Raw genomic sequence first — 17,490 nt, 5'->3', positions numbered from 1 at the left:
CCCTAGCGTCGGCGGTCAGTTTCCCGAACTCCGCCACTGCTGAAGGGACCTGCTCGTGCGAAGACGTTTGCCGGCAATGCTGCTAGCGGGCGTGCTCGCTGGCAGCACGCTCACGGCCGCCGTGCCCGTGGCCGCCCAGCCACCCGTTTCCACGCTCGCCAAGTCCGTGCAGGGCGTGTCCGATCCCGCCTCCCACGGCGACATCGCCTCCTGGGTCGTGTCCTATGCGAACGGTGCCAACGGTGCCGCCACGATCACCGACCCCATCGGCCCCGGCCAGACCCTCGTGTCCGGCTCGTTGCGGGTACCGCCGGGCTGGACCGGCACCGAGGGCAACCCCGTCACCGCGACGAACCCCAACGTGCGCAACGGTGGCAAGGCGTTGTCCAGCCTGCTCACGCCGCCCGTGCAGGCCAGCGCGAGCTCGACCGGCGGTGACGGCTTCATCCCGATCCTGCAGCGCACACCGGACGGCCGCCTGCAGGCCTGGAACGTCTACCACCACTCGGCCGCCGCGGCCCCGAAGCTGGTGTGCACCGACCTCACGACCAACGCGTTGTGCGCGGGCGGTCCGTGGCCGAAACCGATCAACACGGCGCCCGGTCCGTTCGGCACGGGCAACACCGGCGACATCTCCAGTCCCATGGCGCCGCAGTACGTCCGCGACTCGGCGAACTCCGCCCGCGTGTACTACTCGGCCACCACGGCGTCCTCGATCGGCGTCGGCTGCCTCGACCTCGCCGTGCCCGGCAACTGCGGTTACTGGCCGCTGATGAACCGGTCCGGGCAGACGTTCGAGATGGCGGGACTCGTCCAGATCGGCGGAAACCTCTACGGTGTCGCGAACTCCGGCCACGTCGTGTGCTGGACGCCCGCCTCGCAGAGCGCGTGCGGGGGTCAGCCCTACGCGCCGATCGTGCCGTTCACCAACCACGGCGGCTACTACCTGGGCGCGCTGGCCGTCGCCGGGGGCAAGCTGTTCGCGTCGTCGTCCAACATGAACAGCGGTACCCCGATGATGGGCTGCTTCGACCCCGGTACGACGAGCGCGTGCGCCGGCTGGCCGTCCCCGAAGCCGCTCGGGCCCGCCGCCAACTACCAGTACAACGCCTTCACCGCTTACAGCACAACGGGTGCGGAGACCGGTGCGTGCGCGAGCACGGCCGGAGCCACGAACATCACCACCTGTTACGCCGTTGATGGTTCGCCCCTGCCCAACGGCGTGACCGGCCTGGAGAGCCACACCCTGGTGTTCACCCCGGAGGTGGTCCGCACCGGCGACCGCGTGCGCAGTTACTTCGGCATCTGGGGCGGCCCGTACGTGGGCGCGACGGTCTGCCACGACTGGAGCACCGGGACGTCGTGTGCCGGCGTGCCTTCGCGCATCACCCATCCGACCGTCAACGGTGGTGTCACAAGAGATTACGGCTACGCCTACGACGCTCCCACCGGCTGCCTGCTCGGACTGGGCGACGCGGGTGTGCTGTTCTCGATGGATCCTGACACGGGGGCGTCGCCGTGCGTACGCAGTGGCGCCTCCGTGTCGCTCAACCCGGCGCAGTTCTACTGCGACGGCAAACCGCACGCCACCACCTACACCAAGGCGCGGCTCGTCGGCGTGACACCGGCGAACGTGAACCTCGGCGCGTCCACCGTGAAGGCCGTGGACGGCGGCGGAAACCCCGTCACCGTGCCAGGTTTCGCCCCCGACGGCACGGTCGACCTGACCGGCGTCACGGCCGACTCGCTGACGGTCACGGCGTCGCTCGTGCTGAACAACGCCGCGGACTTCGGCGGCGGCAACCAGCCGTCACTGGCCGTGGAGTTCAACGGCGACGCGCCTCAGGTGTGCTTCCGCACCACGATTTCCGCGGAGTGCCCGGTCACCTCGGTCGCGAACACCGCGAACGGGAACGACGCGACCGGCGCGTTCTCGTCCAACACGGTGACCCGTCAGGTCGCACCGGGCGCGGCGTGCATGCCGAACGTGGTGGTGAACAAGGAGATCTGCGGTTCGTACACACCCGCCAACTGCAAGGCGGGAGGCGCTGGTCCGTGGGTGAAGCAAGCACCCGTGGGTGTTCTCGGCCTGCTGAACGCCACCGCGTACTGGCGGATCACCGTGACGAACAACGGCCCGATCCCGATCGCCGACGCCTACGTGGTCGACGAGGTGGAACCGACCTGCCACACCGGACCGTTCACGCTGCAACCCGGTGAGTCGAAACAGGTCCACTGTTCGACCTACGCGCTGCTGTCGCTGTTCCCCTTGACCAACAAGGCGAAGGCGAAGTACACACCGGTCAACGCGACCCGCGTGTACAGCGACTGGTCGTCCGCGAAGGCCTGTTCGCTGCTCTGCGTGCTGAACTGAGTCGCCAGTGGAGGAGCATCAGCCGTACTCGGCCAGAAAGGTCAGGACGGCCAGCACCCTGCGGTGCTCCTCCACGTTGGCGGCGAGCCCCAGTTTCGCCATGATGCTGCCGATGTGGGTCTCGACGGTGCGTTCGGTGAGCCAGAGCCTCCGCGCGATCGCGACGTTCGTGCAGCCCTCGGCCATCAGACCGAGCACCTCGCGTTCGCGCGGGGTGAGTGACCCGGTGGCGGGCCGGCCGAGTAGCCTGCCCACCACCTCGGGGTCGAGTGCCGAGCCACCGGCGGCGACCCGCGTGATCGACTCGAGGAAGTCGTCGACCTCCAGCACGCGATCCTTGAGCAGGTAACCGAACCCGCCCTGGCTGACCAGGTCGACGGAGTGCCGCGTCTCGATGTGCTGGGAGAGCAGCAGGATCGCGACGCCGGGCTGGGCGGACCGGATCCGGCGGGCGGCCCGCGCGCCGTCGTCGGTGAGGTCGGGAGGCATCCGAACGTCCACAATGGCCAGATCAGGCTCCGCCTGTGCCACCACGGCCACGAGCGTGTCCGCGTCGGCGGCACGGCCCACGACGTCGTGGCCCGCGTGGGAGAGCAGGCTCGCGAGGCCCTCCCGGAACAGCGTCGAGTCCTCGCCGATCACGATGCGCACGGCAGCACCGCCTGGATCGTCGTGCCGCCGCCGGGCCTGCTGTTGAGCAGGAGCGAACCGCCCAGCGCGGCGACGCGGTCGGCCAGCCCGGCCAGTCCGGAACCGCCGCGCGGATCGGCGCCGCCGCACCCGTCGTCCTTCACCCAGACGTTCACCTCGTCCTCCTGCTGCGTGACGCGGACGGTGATGGTGCTGGCGCGCGCGTGCTTGGCGGCGTTGGTGATCGCCTCGGCGGCCACGAAGTAGGCGGTGATCGCGATGTCGTCGGCCAGCGGTTCGGACATGATCTCCAGCGCCACCGGCACCGGCAGCTTGTTCGTGAGCGCGGCGAGGGCGGAGTGCAGGCCGTCGTCGAGGCTCGTGGGACGCAGTCCGTGGGCGATCTGCCGGAGCTCGGCGATGGCGGTGGCCAGTTCCGCGACGCCCTGGTCGAGCAGCGCGTGCACGTCGACGGAGCCGGTGGGCAGCTGCCGTTGCGCGAGCCGCATCGCCATGCCCAGCGACACCAGCCGTTGCTGGGCGCCGTCGTGGAGGTCGCGTTCGAGCCGGTGCCGCTCGGCGTCCCCGGCCTGGATGATCCGAGTGCGGCTCGCCTCCACCTCGCGCAGGGCGGTGGCGAGCTCACCGCGCAGCCGGGCGACCTCGACCAGGCTCGCGGCGGCGGTCGCGACGACCCGCAACACGGCCGGGGTGGTGACGGACGAGGCGAGCACGCCGATCTGCGTCCCGCCCAGGGTGATCGGGACGAGCCCGGTGTCGGTCACCGGCGCGCCCTTCGCGTCGATGAAACCTGTCGACGAGGGCAGCAACAGCCCGACCCTGAGCGTGGTGTCCCGCAACGCCGTGCGCAGCGTCGCTTCGAGCTCTTCCGGTTGGGCGGCTTGCGTGTGCACGCGGTGCTGCAGGTCCTCGATGGCGAGCAGCGCGGCCCTGGTGCGCGGGAAGAGCCGCCGGTCGACCACCCGTTGCAGACGCCTCCGGACGGGAGTGAGCAGCACGGCGCAGATCGCGGTGGCGCCCGCCGCGGCGGCGGGGGAGTCCTGGCCCACCACGAGCCCGAGGGTGAGCGCCGACAGCGCGTACGCCCCGATGAGGATGAGCAGGACGATCGTGTAGCTGATGGTGTCGGCCAGCACGCGGTCGACGTCGTAGAGGTCGTGACGCAGCATGGCCACACCGACCGAACAGAACAGCGCGACGATCGTGACGACGCCGAACACCGTTGCCACGACACCACTTCGGCCGGTCACGACGATCTCGGCGAGGCACACGACCGGGTACGCCGTCACGGCCAGCCCGGCGAACGCGAGCCACTTCAGCTGTGCCCGGACGACGCCCTGTGACCTGCGGAACCGCACGACCAGCGAGACCCCGGCGGCGAGCAACGTCAGCACCAGCCCGATGTTCACGACGTAGCTGAGGACGTGGACCACGTCGGACGGTGGCCCCCAGGGCTTGGCCAGCCCCTCCATCGGTTCGGTGAACGGCTCTCGCGGCGTCGCGCCGAACGCCTGCTGCGCCAGGGCCAGCACGACGATCAACGGCGGCAGGAACGACCACCGCCGACCGGGCAGCGTCCCGTCCGGGAAGAAGAGCAGCAGCAACGCGACGGCGGCGAGCAGCCACCAGCCGCTCTCGTTGAGCACCGCGACCACGCGGGAGTCCAGCGGCACCGAGGCCGGATCGGTGAGCCGGCCGCGGTAGTAGACGTCGCGGGCGGCCAGGAAGACCACGATCGTCCCGACCCAGGCGAGGAGCGGCCCGACGGGGTTGGCGCGCACCCGGAACTCGATCGTCACGCCGAGCGCCGCCATCGCGAGCCCGAGCGTCGCGAAGCCGGCGAACGCGCCGATCAGGTCGCTCGGCGTGCGGAACAGCAGCCAGCTCGCGCCCACCGTCAGCACGACGGCGATGCCCAGAAGAGCCAGTCCTGCCGGCCGCGGCCATGTCATCGCCCCAGGGTAAGGCCGGTGCGACGGCTTGGCCTCCGTGTCAGCACGGAGACCGGGTCCGGGGCCGGTACCGATGTGTCCGGCACCCCTCCGCCGGTTCCCTTGAGCCATCGAATCCCACGGAAGGGCAGGGACCATGTCCGTCGACATCACCGCGGCGCACGACACCGCCGCAAGCTCCACGCGGGGACGCGTCGCCGTCCTCGCGGTCGTTCTGGGTGTCACGTCCGTCGCCGCCGTCGCGGGCGGACTGCTCTGGCCGGAACCGGCGGCCGGCGGCGAGACCTACTCCTACACCGACATCGCGGCCGGCCGCGACCTGTGGTGGACGCTGCTCACCGGCCTCGCGGCCATGCAGGTCCTCAACATCCCGTTGCAGGCGCTGGCGACGATGTTCCTCGTCCGCCGCCGCGGCAGCGCCTGGGCGACCTGGGGTGCCGCGCTCATGTGGATCGGCGGCGGGTTGCAGGGCGCCGGGGTCGCGGGCTGGGCGGCGGCCTACTTCTTCCCGACCGACCCCGGAATCGCCCCGGAGGTCGGGAACGCCGTGATCCAGGCGGCCAACAACGACACCGTGCACCTCTTCGCGTTGATGATTCCCGGCGCCGTACTGGTGTTGCTGGGGACCGTGCTCCAGTGCGTGGGCCTCTTCCGCTCGCACACCGTCCCGAAGTGGGTGCCGGTGCTCCTGCTGTTCATCGTGGTCACCTTCGTGATCCCGGGCAACGGCCTGGCCGGCCTGCTGACCAGCATCCCGATGGCGGTGGGCGCGATCGGCCTCGGCTACTACGCCTGGCGTGCCGCTGAGTGACGGGCGAGGCCGTGGGACTGCTTTGCGGACAGCCACGCCACCACCGCGACCGCGACCGCCGGAATGGCTGCGGTCGCGGTGAACGCCAGGATCGCGAGAACGATGACGAGGTCGCGTTCGTGGAGTGGTGTGAGGTGCTGTCGGCCAAGGCCGCGTTCGTGGCACCATCGCCCCGGGGCACGACCCTGCGGACATCATCATGCTGATGAGCGACGCCTGATCGCCCCCGTGTTCTCGGGTCTGGAGAACGCGCCGAAGCCGCTCTGATCAGCCCTGTGCGAAGGTCGCGAGCGGATCGGTGTGCCGGGGCGTCCAGCCCAGCTCGGCCTGGGCGCGGGCCGGGGTGAACCGCTGGTCCAGCGCGAACGCGTCCGCGATCGGGCCCATCCGCGCGCGGGCCTCGTCGAGGGGGAGTGCGACGGTCTTGCCCTCCAGTCCTGCGCCTCGGCTGATCGCCGTGGCGATCTCGTACGTCGTCGGATCCACGCCGCCGACTCCGACGTACACCGCTCCGGCCCGTGCGTTCAGAGCGGCGACGTACAACTCCGCGAGGTCGTCGACGTGCACGAGCGACCAGTGGTTGGTGCCGTCGCCGAGGTAGGGGATCGCGCCTGACTCCTTGCCTGGCCGGGTGAAGAAGATGTCGATCAGGCGGTTCTCCCCGCCGTACAGCAGGCCGGGCCTGATCACGACCGGCCGACCGCTGCTCGCCGCGCGCGAAAGAACCTTCTCCTCGACCTCCTGGCGCCACGCGACGAGAGCCGGCGGGTTCCAGGCGGCGTCCTCGTCGGCGATGCCGTCGGTGTCGCCGTAGACCCAGGTCCCGCCGGTGTGGACGTACGTGCCCGCGCCGACGCCGTCCTGCATCGCGGTGGCGGCGGCGAGGTCTGCTTCGGCGCTGTCGGCCTGGGCGAGATGGATCACGGCGTCCGCGCGGCCCGCGGCGGCGGTGAGAGCGTCCAGGTCGGACAGGTCGCCGCTCACCGGCGTCGCACCTGTCTCGCGCACGGCCGCCGCTGACGTGTCGGTGCGGGCGAGCGCCTCGACGGCGTGCCCGTGGCGCAGCAGTGCCGCGACCGTGGCCTTGCCGATGTAGCCGGAGGCCCCGGTGATGAACACCTTCATGTCGATTTCCTTCCTGAATGGTGCCTCCAGCCTCTGCGGAGTTCGGCGGACCGTCCAAGACCTGCTGGGTCGTCCCTCATACCCTTTCGGCATCGCACTCGAAGGTTCGGGTAATCTGGATGATGAGAACATCCCAAGTGCGTTCGGCGGGAGTGGCGATGGTTCGGCTGACTCGGGTGCAGCAGCAGGCGCGCACGCGTGCCGCGGTGCTGGCGGCGGCGAGGGAGGAGTTCGCGGAGCACGGTTTCGTGCCCGCCAAGGTCGACCGGATCGCGGAGCGGGCGGAGCTGACGCGCGGCGCGGTGTACTCGAACTTCCCGAGCAAACGGGCCCTGTACCTGGCCGTGCTGATCGACCAGGTCGAGAAGAGCGGTTCCGATGAGCCGCAAGCGTCCGTGTCGTCTACCTCGAAGGTCGACGCGCTCGGCGTGTTCGCGAGGGTCTGGCTCGAACGGTTGCCGCTGGTGGGCGACTCGGCGCCGGGCGGGCGGCTCCAGCTGCGTTCGCTGGACGGCGTGTTCGAGGACGAGCACGGTCCGGCTGTGCTGGCGCAGGCGGCCCGGCTGGAGGCGTTGCTGCTGGCCATCGCCCTGGAGCGAGGTGCGCCGGCCCGGCAGGTGCGACTGGCCGAGCTGGTCCTGACCCTGCTGGACGGTGCGGGCCATCGGGCCGAGACGTCGCCGGGGTTCGGTGACCCGTTCGACGTGGCGCACGCGTGCAGGCACCTGGCCACGATCGACCTGAAGGACACCTGGGCTCCTCCGCACCTGCCGTACGTCGCTCCGGCGCGGACGTGCGCGGACGCCTGGACCGCCCCCGAAGGTCTGGTGGACCAGATCAGCGGTGACCAGGTCGACCTCGCGGACGGCCTGGTGGTCGTGCTGGGTGCGGGGCGGCTGGGCGCGGCGGAGGAGGCCGTCCGGTCCGCGAAGCCCGGCGAACAGGTCACGGTCGTGATCGTCACCGGCGATGCGGAGGAGACGGGTCGCCTCGTCCGGCTCCGGGTGACCGATGCCGTCGGATGCCTGCGCAGGGTGTTCGCGCCCGAGGTCTGGCAGCACGTCCGGCTGGTGCTCGACGACGACGCGCTGGTGGCGTCGGCGATCGGCGTCACGAATCCCGGCGACGACACCGAGTCAGCTGTCAGCGTGCGCAACGGCGTGATCGTCGCCCGTGCCCACGGGCGCGGTGCCGGCCACGCGGCGGGTGCGCGCAGGCGGGAGGCGACGTCGTGAGCGCGAACCTGTTGGTGCTGCACGCGTTGCGCTGCGTCGGCACCACCGGACTCACCCGCGTGGCCTCGTTCACGGGGATGGAGGAGTCCGAAGTGGAGTCCGAACTGATCGACCTCGCCGTCGCCGGTCTCGTCACGCACCACAAGGGCTTCGGCGGGTGGGCGTTGACCGACTCCGGCCGGGCCGCCGACGCCGCCGGGACCAAGGCAGAACTGGAGTCGGCCGGCGCCCGCCCCGCGCTGACCGAGGCGTTCGACGCGTTCCTCGTGCTCAACCCCGAACTGCTCGACCTCTGCACGGCGTGGCAGGTCCGGCCCGTCGACGGCGTCACGACCATCAACGACCACACCGACGCGGTCTACGACGCCCGAGTCCTCGCCTTGTTCACCGACCTCCACGCCCGCGCCGTCGTGGTCATCGCCGCACTGGCCGCCGCCGTCCCGAGGTTCGCGCTCTACGAACCGCGCCTGGCTTTCGCCCTGGCCCGTGCGCAGGCGGGGAAGCTGGAGCACCTGGCGGACACGATCGACTCGTTCCACACGGTGTGGGCCGAGCTGCACGAGGACCTGCTCGCCACGCTGGGGATCGCCCGATGGAGTGGGTGAGACACCTTTCCGCCGCGCTCGCCGAACCGCCGGAAGTGGTGGGAGGCAAGGCTCACGGCCTGGCTCTGCTGCACCGCCTCGGCGTCCCGGTGCCCGCCGGTGTCGTCGTCACCACCGAGGCCTGCCGCGCCTACCTCCGTGCCGGCGTGCTGCCCGACGGGTTGGGGGAGGAGCTCGCGACCGCCGTCGAGACGCTGGGACCGTCGGTCTCGGTGCGTTCCGGCGCCGCCGTGTCGATGCCCGGCATGATGGACACGATCCTCAACCTGCGCCCCACCCCTGAGGTGTTGGACAAGGCGCTGAAGTCGGTGTTCGCGTCATGGGACACGCCCCGCGCACGCACCTACCGCACCCTGCACGGCATCCCGCACGACCTGGGCACGGCCGTGATCGTGCAACGGATGGTGTTCGGCGACCGCGACGACCACAGCGGCTCCGGGGTCGCCTTCAGCCGCAATCCAGACACCGGCGTCGACGTCCCGTTCGGCGAAGTCCTCTTCGGACACCAGGGCTCCGACGTCGTCTCCGGCCGCTCGCTGACGCACCCCCTGCACGACCTGGCCGACCGCGAACCGCTGGTGTGGCAAGGCCTTCTGGCCGCGCTGCACCGTCTCGAACAGCACTACCGCGACGCCTGCTACGTAGAGTTCACCTTCGAGTCGGGCAAGCTGTGGCTGCTGCAGGTGCGGCCAGGCCGCTTCACCGGAGCCGCCGCCGTCCGCCTGGCCACGGACCTGGTGGACGAACGCGTGATCGACCGCGACACGGCGCTGCTCCGCGTCTCGCCCCAGCACCTCCGGCACGTGCGCACGTCCCGGATCACCCCGGATGCGAACGTCATCGCACGCGGGCTGGGCGTGTGCCCCGGGGTGGCGTCGGGCCGGGTGGCGGTCACCGCAGACGAGGCGGTCCGCATGTCCGCCGACGGCCCGGTCGTCCTGGTGCGGCCGGAAACGTCGCCGGACGACATCCGGGGCTTGGGCGCGGCCACCGGCATCGTCACCGCGCGGGGAGGTCCGGCCAGCCACGCCGCGGTCGTCGCGCGGTCGATGGGCAAACCCGCCGTCGTGGGGGTCGCCGACCTCGTCGTTGGCGCTGACTCGGTGATGGTGGGCGAGCGGGTTGTCGGCGTGGGGGAGTCGATCACCATCGACGGGACCGGCGGCGAGGTCGCTCTCGGTCTGCCCCGCATCGTGACGGCGGCCGCGGATCCGCACCTGCACCGGCTGCTCGACTGGGCGGACGAGGTGTCGGGGGACCGGTCCGCGCGGGAGGAGGCGGAGCGCCTCGGGGCTGCGCAGGCCGTGCTCCGGAGCCGGCGGTCAGGCTGATCGCGGAACCGCCGTGCGGGCCGTGCTCCGGCGTCGGCAGTCGGGTTGATCGCTGGCTCCGATGCCTCCGGCGCCAGCGAGCGGCCTCGCGGCGGCGGTGAGCACCGCTGCCGGCGAGGGAGCGGGCCGGTGATGTCGGTGGCTGTGGAGTGCGGTGAGGGTGTGCTGTTCGACCCCTGGCGGAGCCTGCGGTGAGGTCGGTGTGCAGTGCCGGTCTGTTGTCCGACCCCTGGCGGGGCCTGTGGTGAGGTCGGAGTGCGGTGACGGTGTGCTGTTCAACCCCTGGGCGAAGCCTGCGGTGAGGTTGGTGTCCGGTGAGGGTGTGCTGTTCGATCTCGGCGAAAGCCTGCGGCGAGGTCGGAATGCGGTGACGGTGTGCTGTCCGGTCTGAGCGAAGCCTGCGGTGACGTCGGTCCGGTGACGGTCTGATGCTCGCCGCCCGGCGAAGCCTGCGGCGAGATCGGGCGGGGCGAGGCGGCCCTCCCGGCGAAGCGAGGCAAGGCGAGCCGTGCGGCGGCGTCAGCGTCAGCGGTCCGGCGGTGTGCTCACGGCCGCGTTCCCGGACCGAACCCCGTCCACCGCAGGTCCTCCGGCAGGTGGCTCATGTCGTTGTACAGCACCAAGGTGGGTGGAGTGCCGGTGCGTTGCTGGATCACCGTCAGTGCGGTGTTGCCGCAGCTCATCGCGAGCCATCGGGCGGGCGGGGCGTCGAGGGCGTCTCGCACCAGCCACGCCACCTGGTAGGCGTGCGTCACCAGGACCTCGTGGGACTCGGTCTCGGCGGGACGGGCGAACCGGGAGACAAGCGCCTCCGCGAGGCGTGCCCCGGCAGCCGCTTCCGCCGCGTCGAAGCCGTCGAAGAAACCGGCCCATGCCGCCGGCATCACCTCTGGCACGTGTGGCACGTGGTCGGCCAGTTCGGCTGCCTCGGCCACCGTCGCGTTCGGCAGGTGCTCGCCCAGGATTCTTGCGGTGGCGACGGCACGTGCCAGGGGTGAGTGCCACACGGTGTCGATCGGCAGGCGGGCCAGGCGCTCGCCCAGCAGGTGCGACTGCCGTTCGCCAGTGACGGTCAGTTCGCCGAACGGGTCCGCTGCGCCGTGTCGCACGACGTAGAGGTGCCGAGTCGCCATGTCATCCGCTCCCAGGTTGTCAACATTCGGATGGTAGCAACATCTGAGTTGGTGGATGACCCGATAGCTGTACCGAATGCGTTGCTGCGGACGGGTGAACTGCCGGCCACTCGTCATGCAACGTGTTTGAGGCCGTTCGACGATGTCCGAGTTGTAGCAACACAGAAGCTGTGCGCGGGGGCGCATTCCAGTCGGGGCCGACTGTGGAGGAGGCAGGAGTCGATGCAGCGGCTCGACGACGTGCAGGCCAGGGAAGTGACCCTGGCCGCGGTGGGCGCGATCAACAGGCGTGATCACCCGTGGTCCATCGAAGCCGTGCGGTGCCTGGCATCGGAGGAGCGGACGAGGATGGTCGCGATCGACACGTGTGCGGCTGTCCTGCTGCGCGGTGTCCCTCGTGGATCGCTCGATCCGTCCGTTCGCATTCCGATCTCCGTGCCGGCGACGCCGGGCGAGGAGACCCGTGCGCAGGCGGTCGAGGTGGCCTCGGAGGTGCTGAGCGGCCTGGCGTGCGGTGACGACGGGCGGGTCGTGGTGGCGCTGGGGGTGCTGGGCGAGGAACAGCGGTTCGACGCGCTGCTGGTGCTGGTGCGTGCCGCGGCGGCGTGGATCGACACCTACGTGGGCATCGACGGTGACACCGTGGACGCCTATTACGCGATCGCCAAGGCGGAGACGACCTGACAGCAGTGGAACCTCGCTCCGCCAACGAATCACGTGAAAGTCCTCCCGCCGTTGTGCAGACTCTCCGCGCCGCCCATACGGTCGTTGCGGGAGGTCGGTGATGCGAAGCCAGTACGAATACCTGTTGGTGCTGGGCGTGTGCGTGCTCATCACGGTGCCGCTGGAGTGGATGGGACGTGGCGTCTACCGCCGTGCTCCCGACCTGGTGCGCGCCATCGCACCTGTGTTGCTCGTCCTGGCGGTCTGGGATGTCGTCGCCATCCTGCGCGGGCACTGGAGCTTTCACCCCGAGGCGACGACGGGTGTGCTGATCGGCGGGGTGCTGCCGATCGAGGAAGTCCTGTTCTTCCTGGCGATCCCGCTCTGCGCGGTGCTGACCTACGAGGCCGTGCGCGGGCGTTCGGAACGTTGGTTGCGTGATGGTTGAGGAGTACTCGCTCGCCGCGATGGCGGCGGTCGTCGTGGTGCTGCTGCTGGAGTTCTGCTTGCTGCGCACGGGGTTGTTCGCCCGGCCCGCCTACTGGATCACGATGGTGATCGTGCTCGGGTTCCAGGTGCCGGTGGACGGATGGCTGACGAAGCTCGACGCGCCTGTCGTGCTGTACGCGGACTGGGCGATCAGCGGGGTGCGGGTGCCTTGGGACATCCCGATCGAGGACTTCCTCTACGGGTTCGCCATGGTCACCGCTGTGTTGTTGCTGTGGGAACGGGGAAGGGTGGCGCGTGAACAAGCTTGAGGTGCCGGCGAAGTTCGACCGCGCGGCGCGTGGGTACGACTTCCTCGTCGGGCTCAATCCCGGCTATCACCAGGCGCTGCGCCGTTCCGCGAGAGCGCTCGGCCTGCGCCCTGGAATGCGGGTGCTCGACCTCGGCTGCGGCACGGGCGCTTCCACGGCCGCTCTGGTGGCCGCCGCGCCCGGCGTGGAGATCGTCGCCGTCGACGCCTCGGCGGGCATGATCGAGCGGGCGCGGGAGAAGCGCTGGCCGGACACGGTGAGGTTCGTGCACAGCCGGGCCGAGGACGTGGACGAGGGGCCGTTCGACGCGGTGTTCGCCGCCTACCTCGTGCGCAACCTGCCCGAGCCGGACGCGACGCTGAGCCGGATCCGGACCATGCTGAAACCCGGTGGAACGCTGGTGCTGCACGAATATTCGGTGCGCGACTCACTGCTCAGCACGGCACTGTGGACGGTGCTGTGCGGGTTCATCGTTCCGGCGGGCTGGCTGGCCACCGGCGACCGCTCGCTCTACACGTACCTGTGGCGCAGCGTGATGGACTTCGACGGGGCGACGGCGCTGCGGGACCGCTTGCGGCGCAACGACTTCGTCGGGGTGCGCAGCGCGCCGGTGCCGGGCCTTCAGCTCGGCGTGGTGCACACCTTCCGCGGGCACGTGCCGGAACAGGTGCAGCGGTGAGGGATCGCAGGGCCGTGCGGATCCCGGCACCGGCCGGGCGTGCGCAGTTCGAAGGGGACGCCCCCGTGGTCGCCGTCGTGGGCGGTGGCATCGCCGGGCTCTCCGCGGCGACCCTGCTCGCCGAACGCGGGGCGCAGGTCGTGCTGTGCGAACGGGAGAACTACCTCGGCGGGCGTGTCGGCGGCTGGAGCACCAGGCTCGCGGACGGCAGCGACGCCACCATGACGCGCGGCTTCCACGCGTTCTTCCGGCAGTACTACAACCTTCGAGCCCTGCTCAAGCGCGTCGACCCGGCGGGACGCGCCCTCGTCGGACTGCCGGACTACCCGTTGCAACACGCTTCGGGCCATCGGGACGGCTTCGCGAACCTCCCGACGGCCGTGCCGTGGAACGCACTGGCCTTCCTCCGCAGCAGCCCCACGTTCCGCTGGCGCGACCTGCCCGACGTGAACGCGCGAGCCGCGCTGTCGTTGCTCGACGTGTCGGTGCCGCGAGTGTACGAGGAGCTCGACGGCATCGACGCCGCGACCTACCTGGACCGCATCCGCTTCCCGGAGGCCGCGCACGCCCTCGCCTTCGAGGTGTTCTCCCGCAGCTTCTTCGCCCACCCCACCCGCATGTCGGCCGCGGAGCTCGCGGTGATGTTCCACATCTACTTCCTCGGCTCCGGCGAGGGGCTGCTGTTCGACGTGGCCGCGGACCCGTTCCCGCACGGGCTGTGGGAACCGCTCCGGCGTCACCTCGCCCTGCTGGGCGCGACGGTGTGCACAGGTGTCGAGGTCAGGTCCGTGCGGCCGGGCGAGCAGAAGCGGTTCTCCGTCACCATCGGCGACGGGGCGATCGAGGCGGACGCCGTGGTGCTCGCCGCGGACGTCCGGGGACTGCGGGCACTCGTCGGCGAGTCGCCCACGCTCGGCGACGCCGCGTGGCGCGAGAAGGTCGGCGGGCTGCGCACCGCGCCCCGGTTCCTCGTGTCGAGGTACTGGCTGGACACGCCCGTGGACCCGGATCGGCCCGGCTTCCTCGGCACCGGCGGTCACGACCTGCTGGACAACATCAGCGTTCTCGACCACTACGAGCACGAGGCACGGGCGTGGGCGGCACGGACGGGTGGTTCCGTGGTGGAACTGCACGGGTACGCGCTTCCGTCCGATGTGGACGAACGGTCCGCGCGCGCCCGGCTCTGGGAGCAGCTCACCGAGGTGTACCCGGAGACCAAACGGGCAGGGGTGGTCGACGAACGGCACGAGCTGCGCGAGGACTGCCCGCTGTTCCCCGCGGGTGGCTACGCGAACCGGCCGGGAGTGCGGACACCGGACGACTTCCTGGTGGTCGCGGGCGATCTCGTGCGCATCGACCTGCCCGTCGCACTCATGGAACGCGCGGCCACCACGGGGTTTGCCGCCGCCAACCACCTGCTGGGCCGCTGGGGCGTCGCGGGCACCGAGCTGTGGACCGTGCCGACCGAGGGCCGCGTGCCGCTGCTGCGCTCGGTCGCCCGACGCTGGAGGACGCTGTGATCGTCGTGGTGGGAGCCGGTCTGGCGGGCCTGAGTGCCGCGCTCGAGCTCGAAGCGGCGGGCGTCGAGGTCACCGTGCTGGAGGCGGGGGACGAGGTAGGTGGCCGCGTGCGGACCGACGTCGAGGACGGCGTGCGGTTCGACCGGGGTTTCCAGATCATGCTGCCCGCCTATCCCGAACTGGAGCGGCTCGGGCTCGATCCGTTGCCGTTGCGACACTTCAGGCCAGGAGCGTTCGTGCACGACGACGGCCGGCACGACCTGCTCGCCGATCCGCGCAGCGGGCCGTCCGCGTGGGACGGATTCCTGCGCCAGCACGTCCTGGGCGTGCGGGACGTGGCGGCGATCGCCCGGTTCTCCGGCCCGGACGCCTTCGGTCTGGTGCGGCCGTTGCTCACCGCGCAGGACCGCACGACTTGCGACGAGCTGCGGCGGCTGGGTGTGTCCGACCGAGCGGTCAAGGCGGTGTTCCGGCCGTTTCTGTCCGGCGTGTTCCTGGAACGCGAGCTCAGGACGTCGTCGAGGTTCTTCCACCTGGTGTGGCGCAGTTTCGCCCGAGGCGGCGCCGCGGTGCCCGCGCTCGGCATGGGGGAGCTGCCGAAGGCGATGGCGGAACGGCTGCCGAGAGACGCCGTCAAGCTGGAGACCGCTGTGCGGGCCGTGCACGACAACGGCGTGGACCTGGAGGAGGGCGGCCGGATCGCCGCCGACGCCGTGGTGGTGGCGACGGACGTCACGACCGCGGCCCGCCTGCTGCCGGGACTGGCCGAACCCCGCTGGAACGGCGTGACCACGTGGTACTTCCGGCCGCCCCGGTCGCCGCTGCGCGACGGCTGCCTGGTCGTCGACGCCGGCGGTGGCCCGGTCGTGAACACGGCGGTGATGTCGGAGGTGTCGCGCCCGTACTCGCCGCACGCTCCACTGGTGCAGGCCTCGGTGCTCGGCGATGCCGACGAACAGGCCGTCCGAGCGCACCTGGATCGCTTGTACGGCACGGACACCAGCCGGTGGGAGGTGCTGCGGCGGTACGACGTCCCACAGGCGATCCCCGCGATGACGGCGCCGCACCGGCTGAAGAAGTCCGTTCGCGCGGGCGGCCGCCGGTACGTGTGCGGTGATCACCGCGACACCAGCTCGATCCAGGGAGCACTCCACTCGGGACGCAGAGCCGCGCACGCCGTGCTGGCCGACCTGCGTGGTGATCAGTGACGACGTTGCTGCTGTTCGGCGACCAGCTCGGACCGCAGTTCCACTCCGGCCACGACGAGATCGTGCTGATCGAGTCGGCCGCGGCGTTGCGCCGCAAGCCGTACCACCGGCAGAAGCTGCACCTGGTGCTGTCCGGCATGCGTCATCTCGCCGCCGAGTACCCCGATCGCATCACGCTCGTGCGCGCGAACACCTACGGCGAAGCCATCCGCGAGCTGGACCGCCCACTGGTCGCCTACCAGCCGGGTTCGGTCGCCGCGCGGAGGATGCTGACCGAACTCGGCGTGGAAGTGCAGCCCACGCCCGCGTTCGCCTTGTCCCGTGAGGAGTTCACCGCGTGGGCGGGGCCGCGCGAGCGGTTCCTGATGGAGGACTTCTACCACTACCAGCGCACCCGCTTCGACGTGCTGATGGAGGGCGACGTTCCGGTGGGCGGCCGGTGGAACTTCGACACCGAGAACCGCGAACCCCCGCCGAAACGCGGGCGGCTCGACGTTCCGGCGCCCTGGTGGCCCGAAGAGGACGACATCGACAGGCAGGTGCGCGCCGACCTCGACGCGATGGACCTGCCCGCTGTGGGCAGGGACGGCCCGCGCCGCTTCGCCATCACGCGGGAGGAGGCGCTCACCGCGTTGGAGGTCTTCCTGCGCGACCGCCTTCCGCACTTCGGCCCGCACGAGGACGCCGTCCTGACCAAGGACTGGACGATGGCGCACTCACTGCTGTCGGTGCCGCTCAACCACGGACTCCTGCACCCGCTGGAGGTCGTCTACGCCGCGGAGGACGCCTACCGCGACGGTGCCGCGCCCCTCGCGAGCGTCGAGGGGTTCGTCCGGCAGGTGCTCGGCTGGCGTGAGTACGTGTGGCACCTGTACTGGCACCTCGGCCCGGAGTACGGGCGGCGCAACGACTTCCGCGCGACCGCCGCGCTGCCGTCGTGGTGGGCGGAGCTGCGCCCGGCGATGGTGCGCGCGGCGTGCCTGCGGACCGCGCTGGAAGGCGTCCGCGACCACGGCTGGGTGCACCACATCCAACGGCTGATGGTGCTGGGAAACCATGCGCTGCAACGCGGTTACGACCCCGCCGCGCTCAACGACTGGTTCGTCACGTCCTTCGTGGACGGCTTCCCGTGGGTGATGCCGGTCAACGTCATCGGGATGAGCCAGCACGCGGACGGCGGCGTGATCGCGACCAAGCCGTACCTGAGCGGCGGCGCCTACCTCAACCGGATGACGGACCACTGCGGCACGTGCTGGTTCGACCCGAAGCGGCGCACGGGCGAACGCGCGTGTCCGTTCACCGCGGGGTACTGGGCGTGGCTCGACCGGCACGAGGAGCAGGTGAGCGGGAACCACCGCATGGCGCGGGCCGTGCAGGGGCTGCGTCGCATCGCGGAACTGGACGAGGTGCGTGTGCGGGAACGCGACCGCGAGGTGTTCTAGTGG

16 protein-coding genes are annotated in these 17,490 nt (G+C 70.9%); 12 read left to right on the top strand and 4 right to left on the bottom strand.

All coding sequences use genetic code 11. The annotated features are described in order from the left end of the window. Nucleotides 1-55 precede the first annotated feature (55 nt). A complete protein-coding gene (locus tag BM417_RS07570) occupies nt 56-2,374 on the top strand; it encodes a DUF7617 domain-containing protein (protein ID WP_245821761.1) in 2,319 nt (772 codons plus the stop codon). Nucleotides 2,375-2,392: 18 nt separating this feature from the next. Here BM417_RS07570 and BM417_RS07565 read toward each other — a convergent pair whose 3' ends face one another. Together BM417_RS07565 and BM417_RS07560 are read right to left on the bottom strand one after the other, a co-directional pair. Then, entirely contained in the window at nt 2,393-3,025 is a 633-nt protein-coding gene (locus BM417_RS07565; RefSeq protein WP_093589169.1) for a response regulator transcription factor, read from the bottom strand. After that, complete coding sequence (locus tag BM417_RS07560) at nt 3,013-4,977, bottom strand: sensor histidine kinase (protein WP_177320331.1); 1,965 nt, start codon at nt 4,975-4,977, stop codon at nt 3,013-3,015. The genes BM417_RS07565 and BM417_RS07560 overlap by 13 nt, the downstream gene beginning before the upstream one ends. Before the next feature lie 136 nt (nt 4,978-5,113). Between BM417_RS07560 and BM417_RS07555 the strand changes: the two genes are divergently transcribed. Next, complete coding sequence (locus BM417_RS07555) at nt 5,114-5,788, top strand: hypothetical protein (RefSeq protein ID WP_093589163.1); 675 nt, start codon at nt 5,114-5,116, stop codon at nt 5,786-5,788. A 267-nt stretch (nt 5,789-6,055) separates the two neighbouring features. Here BM417_RS07555 and BM417_RS07550 read toward each other — a convergent pair whose 3' ends face one another. Next, on the bottom strand, nt 6,056-6,913 hold the full coding sequence (locus tag BM417_RS07550; RefSeq protein WP_093589161.1) for an NAD-dependent epimerase/dehydratase family protein: 858 nt from the start codon (nt 6,911-6,913) through the stop codon (nt 6,056-6,058). A gap of 158 nt (nt 6,914-7,071) precedes the next feature. Here BM417_RS07550 and BM417_RS07545 point away from each other — a divergent pair, with 158 nt between their 5' ends. Genes BM417_RS07545 through BM417_RS07535 form a run of 3 tightly spaced genes read left to right on the top strand, consistent with a single transcriptional unit; the run spans nt 7,072 to nt 10,084 of the window. Continuing rightward, a complete protein-coding gene (locus tag BM417_RS07545; RefSeq protein WP_093590871.1) occupies nt 7,072-8,148 on the top strand; it encodes a TetR/AcrR family transcriptional regulator in 1,077 nt (358 codons plus the stop codon). Beyond that, entirely contained in the window at nt 8,145-8,753 is a 609-nt protein-coding gene (locus tag BM417_RS07540) for a transcriptional regulator (protein WP_093589158.1), read from the top strand. Before BM417_RS07545 ends, BM417_RS07540 begins: the two co-directional genes overlap by 4 nt. Next, nucleotides 8,741-10,084 (top strand): PEP/pyruvate-binding domain-containing protein, encoded by a 1,344-nt coding sequence (locus tag BM417_RS07535; RefSeq protein ID WP_093589155.1) that lies wholly within the window; start codon nt 8,741-8,743, stop codon nt 10,082-10,084. The genes BM417_RS07540 and BM417_RS07535 overlap by 13 nt, the downstream gene beginning before the upstream one ends. A 545-nt stretch (nt 10,085-10,629) precedes the next feature. Here the strand turns inward: BM417_RS07535 and BM417_RS07530 are convergent. Beyond that, nucleotides 10,630-11,217 carry a histidine phosphatase family protein gene (locus BM417_RS07530; RefSeq protein WP_093589152.1) on the bottom strand — a complete coding sequence of 196 codons (588 nt, stop codon included), beginning with the start codon at nt 11,215-11,217 and terminating at the stop codon, nt 10,630-10,632. Between the two features lie 222 nt (nt 11,218-11,439). Here BM417_RS07530 and BM417_RS07525 point away from each other — a divergent pair, with 222 nt between their 5' ends. The 7 genes from BM417_RS07525 to BM417_RS07495 all read left to right on the top strand — a co-directional run bounded on the left by BM417_RS07525 (nt 11,440) and on the right by BM417_RS07495 (nt 17,487). Next, nucleotides 11,440-11,901, top strand: coding sequence for a hypothetical protein (locus BM417_RS07525; RefSeq protein ID WP_093589149.1), 462 nt, complete (start codon nt 11,440-11,442; stop codon nt 11,899-11,901). Nucleotides 11,902-12,001: 100 nt separating this feature from the next. Continuing rightward, nucleotides 12,002-12,328: a lycopene cyclase domain-containing protein gene (locus BM417_RS07520; protein WP_093589146.1), complete on the top strand. Its 327-nt coding sequence runs from the start codon at nt 12,002-12,004 to the stop codon at nt 12,326-12,328. Then, the gene (locus tag BM417_RS07515) at nt 12,321-12,638 is read left to right on the top strand and encodes a lycopene cyclase domain-containing protein (protein ID WP_093589143.1); all 318 of its coding nucleotides are present in this window, start codon (nt 12,321-12,323) and stop codon (nt 12,636-12,638) included. The genes BM417_RS07520 and BM417_RS07515 overlap by 8 nt, the downstream gene beginning before the upstream one ends. Continuing rightward, on the top strand, nt 12,625-13,317 hold the full coding sequence (locus BM417_RS07510; RefSeq protein WP_093589140.1) for a class I SAM-dependent methyltransferase: 693 nt from the start codon (nt 12,625-12,627) through the stop codon (nt 13,315-13,317). Before BM417_RS07515 ends, BM417_RS07510 begins: the two co-directional genes overlap by 14 nt. Then, the gene (locus tag BM417_RS07505; protein WP_093589137.1) at nt 13,314-14,837 is read left to right on the top strand and encodes an FAD-dependent oxidoreductase; all 1,524 of its coding nucleotides are present in this window, start codon (nt 13,314-13,316) and stop codon (nt 14,835-14,837) included. The genes BM417_RS07510 and BM417_RS07505 overlap by 4 nt, the downstream gene beginning before the upstream one ends. Beyond that, nucleotides 14,834-16,045, top strand: a complete 1,212-nt coding sequence (locus BM417_RS07500) for an NAD(P)/FAD-dependent oxidoreductase (RefSeq protein WP_245821760.1) — start codon at nt 14,834-14,836, stop codon at nt 16,043-16,045. Before BM417_RS07505 ends, BM417_RS07500 begins: the two co-directional genes overlap by 4 nt. Continuing rightward, nucleotides 16,042-17,487 (top strand): cryptochrome/photolyase family protein, encoded by a 1,446-nt coding sequence (locus BM417_RS07495; protein ID WP_093589134.1) that lies wholly within the window; start codon nt 16,042-16,044, stop codon nt 17,485-17,487. The genes BM417_RS07500 and BM417_RS07495 overlap by 4 nt, the downstream gene beginning before the upstream one ends. Nucleotides 17,488-17,490: the final 3 nt, after the last annotated feature.

This window comes from Lentzea waywayandensis, assembly GCF_900115955.1.
Classification (GTDB): domain Bacteria; phylum Actinomycetota; class Actinomycetes; order Mycobacteriales; family Pseudonocardiaceae; genus Lentzea; species Lentzea waywayandensis.
Note: the sequence above shows the minus strand (reverse complement) of the source record. Positions and strands in the feature narration are given on the sequence as shown.

Coding starts and splice junctions, on each gene's coding strand:
- BM417_RS07560 (WP_177320331.1), bottom strand. CDS start 4,977: ATGACATGGCCGCGGCCGGCAGGACTGGCTCTTCTGGGCATCGCCGTC.
- BM417_RS07555 (WP_093589163.1), top strand. CDS start 5,114: ATGTCCGTCGACATCACCGCGGCGCACGACACCGCCGCAAGCTCCACG.
- BM417_RS07550 (WP_093589161.1), bottom strand. CDS start 6,913: ATGAAGGTGTTCATCACCGGGGCCTCCGGCTACATCGGCAAGGCCACG.
- BM417_RS07545 (WP_093590871.1), top strand. CDS start 7,072: ATGGTTCGGCTGACTCGGGTGCAGCAGCAGGCGCGCACGCGTGCCGCG.
- BM417_RS07535 (WP_093589155.1), top strand. CDS start 8,741: ATGGAGTGGGTGAGACACCTTTCCGCCGCGCTCGCCGAACCGCCGGAA.
- BM417_RS07530 (WP_093589152.1), bottom strand. CDS start 11,217: ATGGCGACTCGGCACCTCTACGTCGTGCGACACGGCGCAGCGGACCCG.
- BM417_RS07525 (WP_093589149.1), top strand. CDS start 11,440: ATGCAGCGGCTCGACGACGTGCAGGCCAGGGAAGTGACCCTGGCCGCG.
- BM417_RS07520 (WP_093589146.1), top strand. CDS start 12,002: ATGCGAAGCCAGTACGAATACCTGTTGGTGCTGGGCGTGTGCGTGCTC.
- BM417_RS07515 (WP_093589143.1), top strand. CDS start 12,321: ATGGTTGAGGAGTACTCGCTCGCCGCGATGGCGGCGGTCGTCGTGGTG.